The sequence below is a fragment of the Clostridioides sp. LIBA-2809 genome (genome assembly GCF_056688965.1).
Window position 1 is genome coordinate 650928 of record NZ_CP197004.1, and the last position, 18843, is coordinate 669770.

14 protein-coding genes are annotated in these 18843 nt (G+C 28.0%); 4 read left to right on the plus strand and 10 right to left on the minus strand.

The window, feature by feature from the left end:
• Window positions 1-554 precede the first annotated feature (554 nt).
• From ACTG44_RS03345 to ACTG44_RS03360, 4 genes are all read left to right on the plus strand, one after another.
• Window positions 555-2132 carry a ClC family H(+)/Cl(-) exchange transporter gene (locus tag ACTG44_RS03345; protein WP_021383266.1) on the plus strand — a complete coding sequence of 526 codons (1578 nt, stop codon included), beginning with the start codon at window positions 555-557 and terminating at the stop codon, window positions 2130-2132.
• Between the two features lie 218 nt (window positions 2133-2350).
• Window positions 2351-3100: a GNAT family N-acetyltransferase gene (locus ACTG44_RS03350; RefSeq protein WP_479921272.1), complete on the plus strand. Its 750-nt coding sequence runs from the start codon at window positions 2351-2353 to the stop codon at window positions 3098-3100.
• A 474-nt stretch (window positions 3101-3574) separates the two neighbouring features.
• Window positions 3575-4564: a M56 family metallopeptidase gene (locus ACTG44_RS03355; protein WP_479921273.1), complete on the plus strand. Its 990-nt coding sequence runs from the start codon at window positions 3575-3577 to the stop codon at window positions 4562-4564.
• Between the two features lie 241 nt (window positions 4565-4805).
• Window positions 4806-5375, plus strand: coding sequence for a GrpB family protein (locus tag ACTG44_RS03360; RefSeq protein WP_479921274.1), 570 nt, complete (start codon window positions 4806-4808; stop codon window positions 5373-5375).
• 243 nt (window positions 5376-5618) lie between these two features.
• Here the strand turns inward: ACTG44_RS03360 and ACTG44_RS03365 are convergent, their stop codons facing one another.
• The 10 genes from ACTG44_RS03365 to ACTG44_RS03410 form a co-directional block, all read right to left on the minus strand.
• Window positions 5619-6146, minus strand: a complete 528-nt coding sequence (locus ACTG44_RS03365) for an ECF transporter S component (RefSeq protein ID WP_479921275.1) — start codon at window positions 6144-6146, stop codon at window positions 5619-5621.
• A gap of 23 nt (window positions 6147-6169) precedes the next feature.
• The gene (locus ACTG44_RS03370) at window positions 6170-6799 is read right to left on the minus strand and encodes a class I SAM-dependent methyltransferase (protein ID WP_479921276.1); all 630 of its coding nucleotides are present in this window, start codon (window positions 6797-6799) and stop codon (window positions 6170-6172) included.
• Between the two features lie 669 nt (window positions 6800-7468).
• A complete protein-coding gene (locus ACTG44_RS03375; protein WP_479921277.1) occupies window positions 7469-9190 on the minus strand; it encodes a M56 family metallopeptidase in 1722 nt (573 codons plus the stop codon).
• The gene (locus ACTG44_RS03380; RefSeq protein ID WP_021383268.1) at window positions 9191-9565 is read right to left on the minus strand and encodes a BlaI/MecI/CopY family transcriptional regulator; all 375 of its coding nucleotides are present in this window, start codon (window positions 9563-9565) and stop codon (window positions 9191-9193) included. It lies immediately after the preceding gene.
• An 861-nt stretch (window positions 9566-10426) separates the two neighbouring features.
• A complete protein-coding gene (locus ACTG44_RS03385; protein WP_479918141.1) occupies window positions 10427-11254 on the minus strand; it encodes a sensor histidine kinase in 828 nt (275 codons plus the stop codon).
• Between the two features lie 815 nt (window positions 11255-12069).
• Window positions 12070-12780 carry a LytR/AlgR family response regulator transcription factor gene (locus tag ACTG44_RS03390; protein ID WP_479921278.1) on the minus strand — a complete coding sequence of 237 codons (711 nt, stop codon included), beginning with the start codon at window positions 12778-12780 and terminating at the stop codon, window positions 12070-12072.
• 201 nt (window positions 12781-12981) lie between these two features.
• The gene (locus ACTG44_RS03395; RefSeq protein WP_479921279.1) at window positions 12982-15102 is read right to left on the minus strand and encodes an FtsX-like permease family protein; all 2121 of its coding nucleotides are present in this window, start codon (window positions 15100-15102) and stop codon (window positions 12982-12984) included.
• On the minus strand, window positions 15092-15844 hold the full coding sequence (locus ACTG44_RS03400) for an ABC transporter ATP-binding protein (RefSeq protein ID WP_479921280.1): 753 nt from the start codon (window positions 15842-15844) through the stop codon (window positions 15092-15094). The genes ACTG44_RS03395 and ACTG44_RS03400 overlap by 11 nt, the downstream gene beginning before the upstream one ends.
• 1423 nt (window positions 15845-17267) lie before the next feature.
• On the minus strand, window positions 17268-17849 hold the full coding sequence (locus ACTG44_RS03405) for a TetR/AcrR family transcriptional regulator (protein ID WP_479918145.1): 582 nt from the start codon (window positions 17847-17849) through the stop codon (window positions 17268-17270).
• Window positions 17850-17969: 120 nt separating this feature from the next.
• The gene (locus ACTG44_RS03410) at window positions 17970-18797 is read right to left on the minus strand and encodes a MerR family transcriptional regulator (protein ID WP_479919823.1); all 828 of its coding nucleotides are present in this window, start codon (window positions 18795-18797) and stop codon (window positions 17970-17972) included.
• Window positions 18798-18843: the final 46 nt, after the last annotated feature.

Here is an 18843-nt window from a genome sequence, read left to right on the forward strand (position 1 = left end):
GAGAAGTGAAATGTACTATTTCTAATTCATTAGGATTTGGGGGTCATAATGCTACTATTTGCATAAAGAAGTTTGAAGAATAGTAGTAAGAAGAAGTGAAGTTAAAATAAAAGACTGAAGAGTTAGAGTAAAAAAGGTCAAAATTAAAATAAAAGAAGCAAAATTAAAACTAAAGAAGAAAGAGTTAAGACAAAAAAGAAAGCGTTAAAGCAAAAAAAGAAAGAATTAAAACAAAAAAAGAAAGAGTTAAGACAAAAAAAGAAAGAATTAAAACAAAAAAGAAAGTATTAAGACAAAAAAGAACATAAATTATAGCTGACAGATGTAAGTCTTATATTATTCTTTCCTTTATTTTTCCAAAAATGTATTGTATTATTTATTCAGTAGTAAATACAATGAAATCATATATCAATAATCATTTAGTGTTTGCATTATAGTATCATTAGTTATATTTATTAAATATAATGAGTAAGTAATAAAGTAATCTATATTTAGTAAATTAAAAGCTATATTTGCTGATATTGTACAGAATTATTGGGAGAAGGAGGAAGAGCATGAAAAAGGATACATCTCATGTTATCAAACGGGCAGAGAACTTTCAGGTAATTTTAATTGGAGAAGGACTGATGGTTGGTGCTGTGGCTGGTTTGATTGTACTTTTATATAGGATACTTTTGGGGCAGGCTGGTATATGGCTCAGTCAAATCTTAAAGTTTGTAGAAGGTTCCACAGTAAAAATAATAGCTTGGTTTGCAGTGCTTGCACTACTTGCTTGGATTGTATCAAAGTTGGTGGACTTAGAACCGATGATTTCTGGAAGTGGTATTCCTCAGCTTGAGGGAGAAATGACAGGAAAAATCAAACAAGTATGGTGGCGTGTGTTGCCAACAAAATTTATTGGAGGATTTTTGGCACTTATGGGTGGTCTTGCATTAGGTAGAGAAGGGCCTTCTATTCAACTTGGTGCTATGGCAGGGAAAGGTATATCTAGAGCACTTGACCGAGGTAAGACAGAGGAAAAGTTTTTGCTGACTTGTGGGGCAAGTGCTGGATTGTCAGCAGCATTTCATGCACCACTGGCAGGGGTTATGTTTTCACTGGAAGAAGTGCATAAGAACTTTTCAGTATCTGTTTTAATTTCTGTTATGACAGCATCTTTGACAGCAGACTATATCTCAGCTAATTTTCTAGGTATGGAGTCTGTGTTCCAGTTTGACATCGGGCATGTATTGCCGCAGAATTATTATGGATTAATAGTGATTCTAGGTGTTATTCTTGGAGTTATGGGAGCATTTTATAACTGGTTTACTCTATATGTGCAGTCTTTATATAAAAAGATTCCTAAAATCGGTACATTTGGTAAACTGTTGATTCCATTCACTATGGCTGGTGTTCTTGGACTTATGATGCCTCAAGTGCTGGGAAGTGGGCACAATTTGGTGGAGGCACTTACAAGTCATGAATATATTTTTGGAATGGTTGTTTTGATTTTTGTCATACGTTTTATATTTTCGGCTGTAAGTTTTGGCTCAGGTGCACCAGGGGGTATCTTTTTTCCGTTGCTTGTGTTAGGAGCATTTATAGGTGGAATATTTGGAATGATAGGTGTGAAGGTTTTTGGAATGGACCCTGATTATATAAATAACTTTGTTCTTTTGGCTATGGCAGGATATTTTACAGCTATTGTACGTGCTCCTTTGACTGGTATCATATTGATTTTTGAAATGACAGGTTCTGTTAGCCAAATGCTTTCACTTTCTATAATTTCGATTGTGGCATATATTGTGGCTACTCTTATGAAGTCAAAACCTATTTATGAAAGTCTTTTAGAGCGATTACTTGAGAAAAATGGAGAACCTGCTTCTAAAGAGAGGGGAGAAAAGATATTAGACCAGTTTTCGGTTATGTTTGGCTCTCCTGTTGCCAACAAGAAGATTCAGGATATACAATGGCCAGAGAATTGTCTTTTGGTAGCTATTCAAAGAGGTGGTGAAGAGATTATCCCTAGAGGAAAAACTGTTCTTAAGCCAAGTGATGTGATTGTGACTATGACAGATGAGAGAGACAGTGGTGTTGTGTATGATAGGATGGAGAATTTGTGTAAAGAGAATACGTCACATATTTATAGATAAGTGGTGATATTGGATTTAGGAAAGTGTCAATGATTGATAAAAAAATGAAAATATGAATATTTTAGATTCAGGTAGAAGAGTTTGAAGAACTAAGTTAATTTAATATGTGTATTAATGAAATTATATGGACTAATGTATATTTATATTCTGTGAAAAGCTACAATAATGCAATTTATTGAACTGGAAAAAATTAAATTTGGAAAAAGGAAGATTTAAATATGTGTGATGAATTTGTAAACGTAACAGAAGAAAATCTTGCCAATGAACATTTATGTTGTATTATCCGTATCAGAAAGCCACATCAAGGTATTGAAGCCAAAAAGCAATGGATTTCTGAACGATTAAGAGAAGGGCATACCTTTAGAAAATTAAATGTCAAAGGTACTGTATTTATTGAATATGCACCTGTTGAGACTGCATGGGTTCCTATTACTGGCGATAACTATTATTATATTTATTGCTTGTGGGTCTTGGGTGATTATAAAGGAAAAGGGTATGCGAAATCGTTAATGGAGTATTGTGTGGCAGATGCTAAAGAGAATGGGAAATCTGGTATTTGTATGCTTGGAGCAAAAAAACAAAAAGCATGGCTTTCAGACCAATCATTTGCGAAAAAATTTGGATTTGAGGTAGTTGATAGTACTGATAACGGATATGAACTACTTGCACTTTCTTTTGATGGAACAACACCAGAGTTCAAGCAAAATGCAAAATCGTGTGAAATTGAGAGTGAGAAACTAACCATCTATTATGATATGCAATGTCCTTTTATCTATCAAAATATTGAAATATTAAAAGAGTATTGCACGACACATGATGTTCCAGCTTCATTTATTGAGATAGATACATTACAAAAAGCAAAGGAATTACCTTGTGTTTTTAATAACTTCGCATTATTTTATAAAGGAAAATTTGAAACAGTGAATTTATTAGATGTTGCTCATTTGAAAAAAATACTAAAGAAATGATGGAGTTACATAGAAAAATTTGAAGATTTGAAAGAAAGTTATGGTGAGTGATAGAAATATTATATTTCTAATTTTATATAATAGATTGTTTTTATAGGAAGTATATTGTATTTTGGAAGTATATTTATTATTAGGTATTTTTGTAATAATAGTAATGAAACTAAAAGGCTACAAACAGAAATAGTACAGGTGCAAGTTTGTAGCCAAATAATGTTCTTCTTGATGTGGTTGCGGAAGTCTTTAGACTTTCCGCCATGTTTGCGTGTAGGCAAATGCTTAGTTTATGTTATCACTCAAAATAATACTATTAATAAGAGTTGTGTTAAAAATCATATGATTTTAATTTAGAGTATTCATTTTTTTAATCTCTTAAAATAAGAGATAATTTTTTGGGAAGTCAAATATTTTACATATAAGATTGACTTGTATTGACATATTTAGTTATTCTAGATTTAAAAGAAGAGAGGTGACTATATGAATTTAATTTTGAATGACATTCTTAGGACTGTTGTATTAAGTGGTTTATGTATAGTTATCCTATTGAGCTTTAGAATGACTATATTTAAAAGGTTTAGTAAAAGGTTTAATTATTATATTTGGTTGATTGTGATTATTAAGTTATTACTGCCATTTACATACTATACCTTTACGTTTAATAGACAAGAATACAAATATACTATTAATAAGGTATATTTAGAAAATCTTAATAATCTTCTCACTTCGAAAAATAGCATTTTATTGTTTGTTTGGATTACTAGTATAATAATATATTTAGTTTATATTAGTTGGAAATACGTTAAGGTTAAAATTTTAATAAATGATTTATCTTATGATGTGGAGGATAAAGAGATAAAAAATCTTTATGCGAATTTATTAAAGGAACTTAGTATAAATAAAAAGATACAGCTTAAATACTCCTATGAAGTTGAGACTCCAGTATTTTTTAATTCAAGTGTGATTTTACCACCTTATGATTATACGTTAAAAGAGCTGGATTGGATATTTAGACATGAGCTTATGCATTTTAAGAGTAAAGACCTTTATATTAAGTATTTGGTGTTGTTTTTAAAATGTGTTTATTGGTTTAATCCTTTTATATATATAATGGAGAAGTTTATAGATTTGGATTGTGAGCTTTATTGTGATGAAAGGGTTTTAAAGAATCGTACTATAGAGGAGAGACAGGATTACGCATTAACTATAATAAATGCAATGAGGAAAGGTTCAAGTCATTCAAATAAGTTTGTAGCTGGATTACATAAGGAGTCGGATATTAGAAAAAGAGTATCTAGTATGTTTAATGAAAGATGTAGAAGTGGTATTTTGATGGTAGTAATTTTATGTTTGTTATCTTCTATTACATATTTTAAATTTGATTTGATTATATCAAAACCTATAAAGAGTTCTTTAGAAGCTCCAATGCCAGTAGATACAGGTAAATCTTTTACTATAACTATAGATTAAAAAATTTTTCCTAATACTTAAATAAATATAAAAGTATAAAAGATATGAGACTTTGTAATTAATTCATTTCTAAATGATATTTTTATGACAGTTTTAGCAAGTAGTTTTTGTATAGTTATTTTTATAGCTCTAGAATAACCGTATTTAAACATTTTAATAAATGGGTTTTAGTATATAATATTTAACTTAAGGGATAAAGATAGTATTTAAAATAATTAGTTTAAAGGAGAAAAATTGACTTATGAAAAAGCAATTGGAAGATATGACTTTAGAGGAATTATGGGAGTTATTCCCAATAGTATTGACTACTCATAAGGACTGTTGGAAAGATTGGTTTAAGGAAGAAAAATTCAGGTTAACTGAGGTATTACCTATGCAAAATATTGTTAGAATAAGTCATATTGGAAGTACTTCTGTGAGTACAATCTATGCCAAACCAATTGTTGATATACTGATTGAGATAATAAAAGATTGTAGTATGAAACAGACTAAAGAATTAATTGAGTCAATGGGATATATTTGTATGTCTGAGAGTAGTAGCAGGGTTTCACTTAATAAAGGATATACAATAGATGGTTTTGAAGAAAGAGTTTTTCATTTGCATATAAGATATGTAGGGGATAATGATGAGTTGTTTTTTAGAGATTATTTAATTGACAATCCAAGTGTTGCTAAAGAGTATGAAGAACTTAAGTTAAACCTATGGAAGAAGTATGAGCATAATCGTGATGCTTATACAGATAGTAAGTCGGATTTTATTAAAGAAATTACTGAAAGAGCAAAAGTATTGTATTCTAATAGATACAGTTAGAAATTTATTTATATATTTTTTAATTAGGTCACTTATTGATTTTTAATGTGTGTTAAGTTATATAAAGATATAGAAAGAGAGTTTATTAGATTGTATAAGATTATATAAAAAGGGAAGTTATCTTGTTTAGATTATGTGAATTTAAATCCAAAATGGTAATGGGGTTGATTAGACTATATGAACTTAAATAAAAAGGGCAGTCAGATTGATTGCCCTTTTTTATTTAATTCCTATAAACTCACTTTATTTTCCTTGAGTCAATACCTTTCTTATCTCAACATTATTAGACGTAAACTTAATTAGTATTGGTATAAATATCAACTGAACTAACATACCTGGAATAGCTTGTACTATGTTTCCAAAAACAAATATTAAAGGACTTACTTGAGGTGCTATTGTAAGCGAAACTATAAATGCACCTACAACTGCAAATAACCTACCAACTAACATTGCACCTATAAGACTTAAATAGATTTTATTACTCTTAGAAAATAAAATCCCTGTTACTAATCCATAACCACAAAGCTCAAATACCATTATAGGCATTACTGGAACTAAAGGTGGCATACCTGTCATAACACCACTTAATATAGGTGTAATTATTCCCACTATCACCCCATAACTTGGACCTAATAAAAATCCAGCTATTAATACAGGAATATGCATAGGTAAAAATATAGGACCTGCTAAATTAAACGTATGGAAAAACATAGGTAATATAATTCCAAATGCTATGAATATGCCAGATAAAATCATTTTTTTAGTTTTCATGGAAATCCCCCTAATATAATTATTTATTTCTTTATTACTATGTAATAAATTTCATCATTTTCAAAAGCTTGTTCAACATCCAATCCTATTTCCTCAAATAAGTTTCTTTGTTTATCTATAGGTATAAGTCTATCTTCACTAACACTTTCGTCAACGTCTTTATGCATATTGTTTAAAAACTCTCTGCTGTTTGAATGAGCGATTATAAGCTTACCATCTTTCTTTAAATTGTTTTTTACTAGTGACTTTATAGTCATAGTTTTGTTTTGAAGATGTGGAAACATTGAATATAAAATTATTTTGTCATATCTATCATCTATTGTGTCTTTTTCTACATCTGTTATTTCAAAAGATACATTTTTATAGTTTTTAAATTTGTCACTTGCTACTTCAAGCATTCCCTTTGAGATATCTACTCCTTTTATATATCCATTAGGATTTAGATTTGTCAAAAATGGTATTAATACTCCTGTTCCTGTTCCTACATCAAGTATTTTATCTTTATCTTTTATACTTATCTTTGACAAAAGAGTATTTATCTTTCCTTCATTTACTTCTATTCTATTGTCCCAATCCTTTGCTATTTGGTCAAAAAACTCTTTTTGATTCATCATATAGCCCCCTTTCATTATACCCAAAACCCTATAATACATTATTTTTCATGTCGCAAATATTTAATCCATTGGACACAAAAAAAGCCATGAAGATTCTATAAACCTTCATGGTTTTGGTTTTAAAATTTATATTTTTAGTATAATTATAGTAACACTTATCTATATTTGTCAATGAATATTTAGTATATTTATAAACTTTAATTTTATTAATAATTAAAGTTTGAAATACTTTGTTTTTGGGGCAAGGAAAATAAAATATTAGTTGTGTCTTTTCATTGGAATAGGCAATTAATTTGTTGTATATAAAACAATTCTGTTCACATTTAATTAGCTTTATATGTATAATTTATAATATAATATTTAAGTATAACTATGTTTTTGAGGTATAGAACCATGTAGGAGGTAGAATATTCTAATAAATCTATTTGAATATTCTAGATAGTGTATTATTTTTTAACCAAATCATTTTCATTCATTTTGCCAAAATTGAGGAAATATAAATCCTTTAATTCCTACTATATTTTTGTATCTTCAAAATTTATAAAAGATATCTTAATAGTCATAATGAATTTAAACAAAAACTTAATTACAATTTTTAAAGATATAAAAGATATAGATAAGGACAACATACAAAATCATAGTATATTGTCTTTATTTTATATCTTTAAATTACAACAGTCACTGATAAACCATTTCTGCCATAAAACTTTACTTAAACTCAACATCAGTATATCCAGTTAGAGAAATACCAATTTGAGTGGCTTCAGTACCTTTCTTATACTTAAATCCAGTATCTGTCTTAGTAAAATAATTAGGATAAACAAGTAAATCATATATTAAGAAGTCTTTATCTGTAGCTGTTAAAGAAATCTTGCTATTATCATATCTATTCTTTGAAGTAAATTGAATTCCTCCATTTGCAGCATCAATGTTTATTACATCAGTACAATTATTTGGCAAGTCATAACTAAAGTCACCATTACGAACTTTGACATTCATAACACGTTTTACATTTGGAACATAAAGCTTAACAAAATCTGTGTTACCCATTAATGAAACTTTTCCAGATATACGAACTATCCATTTACCATTCTCTTTTGTAATATGAACATCGTAGTATTTACCATCATAGCTAGCTTCTATTTCATTGGAAGAGGAAGGCAGTATCTCCAAACCTCCATTATAAATATCAAAAGACATATCGAGACTTTGTATATTATCTGGTAGTTTGCCACTACTAGAAACATCTAGTTTTTGTGTATTATCTGTCGATTTATTGTTGTTTTTATGTGTGTCTGAATTTGAATTGTTTTTAGTAGAAGGATTAGAATTTATCTTTTTGTTTTTATTGTTATCAACTTGAATTTGTGGTATTGTATATGCTCCAATAGCCGTTGCCCCAACTGTAAATAAAATCGTTATTATAAGTGTAAAGAGGACCACTAATTTTGATTTTTTTCTAAAATTCATAATTGCTCCCAACCTTTCTTTTAGTAATTTCTTGCTTTCACTTAGAGTGACAGAAGCAAGGGATTCTTTATATTTTCCAACAGTTGCTATAGAGTCTAGTAGAGTCTTTCCATAGTCTTGTACATTACTTGAATCTAGTTTTTTGATAATTGCTTCATCACAAGAGAACTCACATGCTTTGTTAATTTCTTTCCCCATAAGATATACAAGGGGATTAAACCAGTGTAAGCAAACTGTAATTTGTACTAGCCATTTATAGAACATATCCAATCGACGATAATGTGTAAGTTCATGTAGCACGATATATTGGAAATCTTTTTCTGTAATATCTGCCTTTGGTAGTACAATACATGGACGGAAAAATCCAATCAATAATGGAGAAGAAATAAGTGGGTTGATGCAAAGCTCTATAGCCCTTTTTATTTTTGTTTGACCTCCAATAATTGCAAGTCTGTCCAATAGCTCTATGTCTGAAATAGGGACTTGTCCAGCTTTTATATATCGTACAAAGCTTTGATAAATTGTTACCTTTCGTATGAATAGGATAAGAGCAATTACCAACCAAATTAGCCAAGTGTTATTTACTAATAAAGTAATTATGTCCTGCACTGCCTGGTTATTAGTGGATAGCTCCGTTTTATTTGTATCTCTTTGATTGCTTTGTTCATTATTAATGTATGGGATATTTTCATTATCATTCAAAACAGATTGATTTTGTTGTGTAGGGTGATATTTCTCAGTGTGATATACAGTATTATCAAATGTTTGAAAAATGGTTCTCATCAAGTTTGTTTCTGGTGTAAATGGCAATAACAGTCTCATAATGACAATTAGCCAGATATAATACTGCCATTGTCTGCTTATTTTGTTTTTAAAAATTTTCTTGCATGAAAAAAGAATTAGAATAAGCAGTGAGCCAGAAATGGACATTGACAAGAATACTTTCATTACATTATTCATTTATCTTTTTCCTCCCTCCAAAAGTTCCTTTAGTTCATCGTATTCTTCATCAGTTAGCAAATCACTTTGAATTAAATTGGAGACAAGACCTTTTACATTTCCTTCATAGACTTTATCAAGTAGTTTTTTTGTTTGGCTTGTCTGATATTCTGCTTCTGATATAAGGGGAGTGTATTCATTTCGGCGTCCTAATTTTTTTGCTTTTAGATACCCTTTATCCATAAGTCGAGATAAAAGTGTTATTAGTGTATTTTTTTGCCATGTTTTACCCAATGATGTTAACTCGTCTAAAAGAAATGCAAAAAGTACTGGTTCATTATTTGCCCAAATGATTTTCATAATTTCAAGCTCAGCATCTGATAGTTGTTGAACCACTTGAATCTACCTCCTTTTGTATGACATTATGTCATTTTATTTTAGTATAATGCCATGTCATACATTTGTCAATAAACTTATTTAACTTAGAAGGAGTTCTAGTTAGAAGTAAGGATTTTTTGGTGAAATGATAGAAAATATGGTTGCTAAAAGGAGAAAGTCAGTGTTAGATAGAAAAAATCAATATAAGTGGTAGATGGGAGAGCTAATAATAGAAATGATTAATAATAAATAGATATAGTGAGAAGAAAAGATTAATTACAAAGATAAAGAATAAAAATAAAGTCTAATAATAGAAATGATTAATAATAAATAGATATAGCGAGAAGAGAAGATTAATTACAAAGATAAAGAATAAGAATAAAGTCTAATAATAGAAAAGATTAATAATAAGTAGAGATAGTGAGAAGAAAAGATTAATTACAAAGATAAAGAATAAGAATAAAGTCTAATAATAGAAAAGATTAATAATAAGTAGAGATAGTGAGAAGAAAAGATTAATTACAAAGATAAAGAATAAGAATAAAGTCTAATAATAGAAAAGATTAATAATAAGTAGAGATAGTGAGAAGAAAAGATTAATTGCAAAGATAAAGAATAAGAATAAAGAAGTAATTACAAAAAGAAATAACAAGAATAAAAGATTAATTATAAAAAAAGAGATAATTACAAAAGAAATAACAAGAGTAAATATTAATGACAAAAAGGAAGAACCAATAACATATAAATACAAATATTGTTATTGATTCCATGTATGTGCAAGTTTTTATATATATAATTTTTTATATAAAGATTATAGTAATGAGGCTGGATAATAGGAATACTCTTAGATTTATATTAAGATACCTAATATAGTTTTGGTTAAAATAATCTAATATAAAGAAATAAAGAAAATTCATTATCTGTATAAGAGATATTTAATTCTCCATTGTACTTATCGACAATTCCTCTAATATTCTCAATACCATATCCATGAGAATAACTATCTTTTTTGTCTGAAACAAATAAATCTTGCTTTTTATTGATAGGATTTACTTTGTTGTTTGTCAACAAATAGCTAAAATACTCCTTTTCACAACGTGCCTTTAACACTACTTTTCTATTTGATAAATCTTGTATCTTCAAAGAAGCTTCTATAGCATTATCCAAAGAATTTGAAAAAATAGTGCATAAATCTATAGGCTCTATACCTAAGTGATTGTCTATGTCTATATTAAAGTGGACATCAACTCCATTTTCTTCTAATTTTGTATGGCGAAGATTTAAAATTGAATTAAGAGCTTGATTTTTACAAAATTGCTTTCCACTAAGAGTACCAAGGCTTATTTTCAACTGATTAAAATATTCTTTAGCACCATCAGTATCGTTAACCTCTAAATACGATTCAATCATTTGAAAGTGGTTATTCATATCATGTCGTATTTTACGTATCTGAATTTGTTGATTTTCTAGCAAATCGTAGTATTTTTCTTTTATATGATTTGCTTGTTTTTCTATCTTCATCTTTACATTTTCAATTAGTGGTTGTAAAAGAAGTATTACACCAATATTTGCTATAATTGCTGATAAAATGATTATATAAGTTCCATAAGGCAAGTCGCCTAAAAAAATATTATTTACACTACCCATAGGAATTAAATTAGTTGGTGGCAGAATAATAGCAATTAATATTGATAAAAATGAAGCCATACATACCATGTCGATAAAAATCCATATCTTATTTGATAGGTACTGTTTTATATTGATTAATCTATTTTTTAAGAAAATATGTATTAAAAACCAAAACAATAGTTTAATCAGAGCGGAGATTATCTTGACAATGGAAAGTATAAAAAGATAATCCCTTGAACAGATAAGCCCACTATACAGAGGATTGTTTATAAAAAGAAAATTAATACCAACTATAATAGGGTAGAGTATCATGATAATTGATACTATAGGAATTAATTTACTTTTACTACAGATTATAAGCATTATAAAATACCCAAGTAGTGTAAATAGAATATTTACAGGGTCAGAAACCCATATTATCATTTGACTAATAATAGAGTAGCCAAAAATTAATATGACTTTAAAAATCCAATGATTTCTAAAGTCTATAAAATAAGAAGTCAACTTATAAAGAAAAAAGGCTATATAAATATGAATTAAGACTATGATAAAAGTTGTACCATTATTAATTAAAGAATAAGAATTCATTTAAGATACCTTTCTAAAAAATAATATTTTAATATGTATTTTGAAACTGATATTCTAATATCGTCTTTGAATTTAAGTTTCTAATATATACTTAAAAGTTAATATTCTAATATCGCTCTTGAATTTAAGTTTCTAATATATACTTAAAACTAACATTCCAATATCGTCCTTGAACTTAAATTTCTAATATATATTTAAAAGTTAATATTCTAATATCGCTCTTGAATTTAAGTTTCTAATACATATTTAAAAGTTAATATTCTAATATCGCCCTTGAACTTAAATTTCTAACATACTTTTTGAAATTAAGATTCTAACATATACCTTGTAAATTTTCCTACGACTTCCTGATATTTTTTACGGCTTATAGGAATTTTTTCATTCTGAACTTTAGCATAAGTTTGACTTATACTATCTACATGGTTTAGATTAACAATATACCTTTGATGTGTACGTATAAAGTTAGAGGGAAGAATACTTTCCATATCGTTTAACTTTCCATAATATTCTAATGTTCTCTCAAAGGTTACTACAGTCAATTTTCTTAGCTCACTTTTAAAATAGATAATATCTTTCATATTGATTTTACAAAGGTTAGTTCCAATTTGAACTGTAATAAAATTTTCTTTCCATTGTTCTAATTTTTTTAGTGCTTCTTTTAATACCTCACATATTTTTTCACTTTTATAAGGCTTTAAAATATAGTTCAAAGCTCCTACATCATATCCGTGAAATACATAATCAGAAAATCCTGTGACAAAGATGATTATAGTGTCTTTTGAATATGTTCGTATAGTTTTTGCTACATCAACACCGTTACTTTCTCCAAGTTCAATATCTAAAAAAATAATATCCATATAATAGCTTTCGTGTTCTAGGTTATATAGTAGGCTTTCACCATTTGAGTATTCTTTTATTTGGCATGGGTAACCCCACAAATCCATTTCTCTTGTAATGATTTTATTTAACATGTTTCTTTGTTGTTTTTCATCATCACAAATACAAATCGAAATCAATGTCTAATCTCCTTTCAAGTTTTTTGTTTATATAATTAAGTATATAATATATTTTGCTACCTAGATATATAAAATGAGATAACAAATATATCCAGGTAGCAAGATAAAGTTTTCTATATTAGTATGGGTTTATACCTAAAACTATTTTATTAAACTTGAAACTATCTTATTAAACTTATTTTAAGATTCCAGTGATTTTTCTTATTTTGAAATCCCAATAATATTTTTGAATTTTTTATATGTTAATAGATATATAAGGAACATATAAACACCACAAAGCCCTATAAGACCTAAATTTATCAAAAGAGCATTGACCTCACTACTTACAATTCTACCATCATTGTTAAGCATAATCATAAGGTTAAACAGATAGATTACAAAGCTTCCTACAATAAGAGGGTATGAAAACACCTTTTTTAATTGGTTTCTAATACAGAATTTTATATAGTCGTTATTTGCTCCTAATCGACTTAAATCCATAAAAACCTGCTTATGATTTACAGCTATAGTAACGCCTCTTGTATATGCAATGATTCCAACTGCTGTAAAGCAGATGATTGCCACATATATGAATAACATCAAGAAGACTGCCATATTTTTTATCATATCTTGACTTTGTAAAATTTTAAAATTAGGATAGTACTTCCAATTAAGATACAATTGATTATTATCTGGTTCTAGTTTTAAAGGACCTTCTCCACTTGGATAGCTTTCATCCATAAAATACTTTTCTCCAGTTGATTCATAACGTTTTTTTACATACTCATCATAACTAGTGAACATTCCCAATTCTTTAGATGTTCTTTTTATAATCTCTGCCTTTAAATCACTAGCAAAAGCATAAGTATCCTTAGACTTATCTACATTAAATAGTACAGAATTATTGTAATTTTTTATAGATAAATCCTTAGCAAATGCTTTATAATCATTTTCATTAAGAACATAAACATTCATACTTCTATTTTGAAAAAAAGAACCATTAAAGATTAGGTTTCCAGCATGTTTAAAAGGAATTTCTTTTTCTGTTACTGGACTTGATATAAATTTGGTATAATCAGAACCTTTATTTTCATTTTCCTTATTTACAACAGCGAGATATTCCCCATTTTTTATAGTTATGGGTTTACCAATTAATTTAGAAAAATCTTTGGAATTAAAGAACATGTCATATGAACTTTTTTTTAGGTACACCTTATCAATAGTTCCATTTTTATGATGTGTTGACTCTGTACCATCAACAATCAATTCAATAGAAGGAATTTCCATATAGTTTTGAATATATATATTATATTTATCTGCTAATTGTTCAATATCTTCTTTTGATACCTGTTTATCTCTTTGATTGTAGGTAAAAGTGTAATCTATAGGGTTGTTTTTAAGATTATCATAAATTCCTGTAACCATGTTAGGAACATAGAATACAGCAAATAATGCTCCTGCAATTAAAAATGAAATAACACACATATTTTTTACTGTCTGTCTTCCCATAAATCTCATCATGCTAGTTGATATAATATTTTTGTAGTATTTTTCAGGATGTTTTCCTCTTTTTGCGTGTACAACTATATATGTCATAATCATATAGATTCCAACAGCAGAGAATAGATAGGTAATACTCCATATAGATGGTAATAGATAATTTAATTTGTCTATAACTATTGAAGGTACAACATAACCTAAAACAATACCTAGTATAGTAAAAATTATACCTAATATACCATACCATTCCTTTACATCATGTATTGGTTCAGATATTCTTTGGTCATTTAGTATGTCAATTATATTTGTACGATTAATAAATTTTACTGAAAGCATAAATATACACAATGTCACAAATATACAGAATATAAATCCATAGATGAATCCCTGAGTTCCAAATTGATAAGTCATTTCTCTAGTATCAATAATCACTAATTGGAATATCTTCCATATACCAAAGGATACAGGGATACTTAATATAAGACCTAAAAAACAGCATATTATAGAAATTAATAATATTTCTGAAAATAGAAGTTTTTTTAATTTCTTCTTGTTTGCTCCTAGAGCCATGAAAATACCAATTTCTTTACTTTTAAATTTTAAAAATAGAGAAGAAGCGTATGTAGTAAATACAGCACATCCCAATATGGCAACTGAGAATATCATTGTAGCTTGCTTTCTGCTATCTCCACCAGTTGGCAGGATGTTTTGTACTGTTGGGCTAAAATAAATTAGAGCATATGAAGTAACTAGTACCACAGAAAGTATTATACAAAAGAATAAGGTTGTATAGTTCTTCCAATTATAGGCTCGAAGTCTTCCATATAATTTATTAATTGTCATCTTGACCGCCTCCCATTTCTTTTAAAAGTTCTAGTAATTCATCTAGGAATTCGCGTCTTGAACTTGATTTTACAACCTCCTTATAAACTATCCCATCTTTAAGTACGATAACTCGGTCACAGAAGCTTGCTGCAAAGCTATCATGTGTAACCATAAGTATAGTAGCATCTAACTCCTGCTTTGCCTTTAGAAATGAATCAATGACTGTACGACAAGACTTACTATCAAGGTTACCAGTTGGTTCATCTGCTAATATTAAATCTGGATTGTTCATAAGTGCTCTTGCCACAGCTGTACGTTGTTTTTCTCCACCAGATATTTCAGCAGGGTATTTTTTCTTAATATGTTCAATACCAAACAGTTCACATAGACTGACTGCACGGTTTTCCATTTGTAAGACTTGACCACCTTTGATAATTTGTGGAACGCAGATATTTTCAAAGACGCTAAGCCCATCAAATAGCATGAAGTCTTGAAATACAAATCCTAATTGTTGGTTTCTGACTTCAGAAAGTTCTTTTTCCTGCAAATTTCTTATATTATTGTTTCCAAGAGTTATTTCACCATCATCAATTGGGATAAAGCATGAGATACAGTTTAGGAGAGTGGTTTTTCCGCTTCCTGATGAACCCATAATTGCTACAAATTCCCCTTTATTGATTTCAAAAGAAATATTTTTTAATACTGGATATGTTTTATTACCTGTTTTGTACGATTTATATAAGTTGTTTACTTTAAGCATATATATCATCCTCGCTTTCATTTATCTTGTAAGTCAATGATAGCATTTGAAGGGGTTAGAGGAGTACCAGCTCTATTGTAAGAATTGGGTGTTTTTTTGTAAGACTTGAAAATATATTATTGATAGTATGAGAGATTAGCATAGCGAAATGGATTATATTGAATAGTAATAGCTGGAAAGTTTAAAGGGGTAGAGCATAAGTAAAAAAGCTACAGAGTAGTTGAGTAGTACTTAGAACAGTAATGTAGAATAAGACGTTATAGAATAATGAAGTTAGATTAAAGCAAAAATGTATAAAGTAAAAGTAAAAAAGTTATAAAATAGTAAGGTTATATTATTGAAAAGAATTATAAAGTAATAGAAAAAGAATTATAAAGTAATAGAAAAAGGATTTTAAAAATATAAATTCAATAGAATTGAAAAAGTATATCGCAGTATTAAACTAAATAAATTGTTAAAAAGAATTTGAAGTTTGTAGTTAAAAGTATAAAAATACTAGTAGTACAAAAATAATAAAGAATCTTATAAAAATATAAATAGAGATTTAAAGATATCGTAAAAAGCTGTAGAAATAATTTTAAGTCAGTCAAATATTTCTGTATCATAGCAAATCATTATAATAAAGACCTCATCATAGTAAAGTAACTATCATAGTAAATATACTATCAAATAAAGGCACTATTTAATAAAAATGCTATTATAGTAAATATAGCATCTAACAAGTGAACTATTTAATAAAAATGCTATCATAGTAAATATAGCATCTAACAAGTGAACTATTTAATAAAAATGCTATCATAGTAAATATACTATCTAACAAATGAGCTATTTAATAAAAATACTATCATAGTAAATATACTATCAAATAAGGTCACTATTTAATAAAAATGCTATTATAGTAAATAAACCCTCTGATAAAGGAACTATTTAATAAAAATACTATCATAGTAAAGTAACTATCAAATAAATGAACTATTTAATAAAAATACTATCATAGTAAAGTAACTATCAAATAAATGAACTATTTAATAAAAATACTATCATAGTAAAGTAACTATCAAATAAATGAACTATTTAATAAAAATGCTATCATAGTAAAGTAACTATCATAATAAATATACCATCTAATAAACATATCATATAATAAAGACATTAATTTCTTACTAAAAAAGCTACTACAATCAACAACGAAAAAACAATTGAAAGTATCGAAAAAGTAAAGTGAGAATTTGAGTCATTATTACGGTTATTAAGCTTTATCCATAAACCATATACAATTGTGCACAATAATAAAACTGCTGAGATTACTCCTATAAATGTAAAAAACATTAAAACTTCCTCCCTATTTAATGTAAGTATCTTTTAGTCAATGAGAATATTTTCAACCATCACCAGAATTATAAATTAAAAAGCTAATATATCATTATTTTATAATATCTACTAGAAGTAAATCTAATTGAAAGTCTATTAGACTATTTCTTTGTTCAACATTCATAATATCAATACCACTATATTTATAAAAAGCATCATAACGAAGACAAAGCAACTGAATAAACGAAGTTATTTGATATGCAATAGTTCTGTATTCAGCTTCAGTTTTTTTATTGTTCTGGCTTTCATAATGAACCTTAACTAAAGGAAGTATCTCAAATGGATAAATAATTTCTTCTTGTATCAATATGTAGGGTACAGAAACCTTTATAAATTGACTATGTGCACCTATAAAGTCAAAAAATGTAATTAGTATTTCTCTTAATTGTTGTTTAGGTACTAAATTTTTAGTATCATGTGTAGCTTTATATTCATCCATATGATGTTTTAAAATTTTTTTAATAGCAGTATTAACTAATGCTTCTTTAGATTTAAAATAATAGTTAATCATAGCTAAATTGACATTTGCCTTAGTTACAATTTCTCTAGCTGTAATGCTTGAAATATCTCTATTCAAAGATAGTAACTGAATTGTAGCATTAATTAGCTGTTCTTTTGTCGAATCTATTTTCATAATTTTCCCCTCAAAAATTTCCCTATAAAAAAATTAAACGTGTTTAATACACGTTTAGATACTATCATGAAAATTTTGGGATGTCAATGGTGCCTAGTGCTTATGTGTTTAAGTGCAAATCTAATAGACTTTTATAAGTGGGATTTGAACTTCTGTAAGATAATTCTCAGGATTTGATTCATTATGCTCACCTTTATGACCAATTTGTCTATTTATACCTGACATTTTATAATCACTATTTTTGTCCAACCAATAACAAAAGGACTCATATGCACCAGCTATGTTTTCATATGGACCATACACCATAGTGCATGCCATTGTATTAACTTCTTCTGTCTCACGATATGTAAATTCAGACTTATTCTTACCAAATTTCTTTACGACCATTCCAACCTCGACATCTACACCATTACCTGTAAGTTCTTCATCATGATAAAATGCTATATTATTGTCGGATTGACGTGATACTTCTATATGTTCTTCCTTAATAAAATCGTATAACTTCTTCCAGAGAATACCTTCATAGTAGTAGTCTGGTATTATTTCTCTAAGCGATATGATTTTATAGCTTGGAATTTCCTTAAAGACAACATTGTGATGAATCTCATCTTTATCATGGTTTATAGCATCTATAAACCTATCAATTTTATTTATTCTCTGCTGCTCTTGTTTTATTTCATTTTTTATTTCATTCTTTTTTCGATTTAATTCTTTAATTACGAATTCATCGTCCCAGTTATGTACTATATTTGATATTTCTGCAACACTAAATTTTGAATCTCTTAATAAGACTATTTTTTGTAAAGTTGAAATCTGTTCAACTGAGTAGAGGCGATAACCTGTATATTTATCTATTTTTGCTGGTTTTAGAATACCAAGCTCATCATAATAACGTAACATACGAATAGATACCTGTGTTAATTTTGAAACTTCTCCAATTTTAAACATGAAAATATGACCTCCTTTTCACTTATAATTAGTATATATTTTGTTT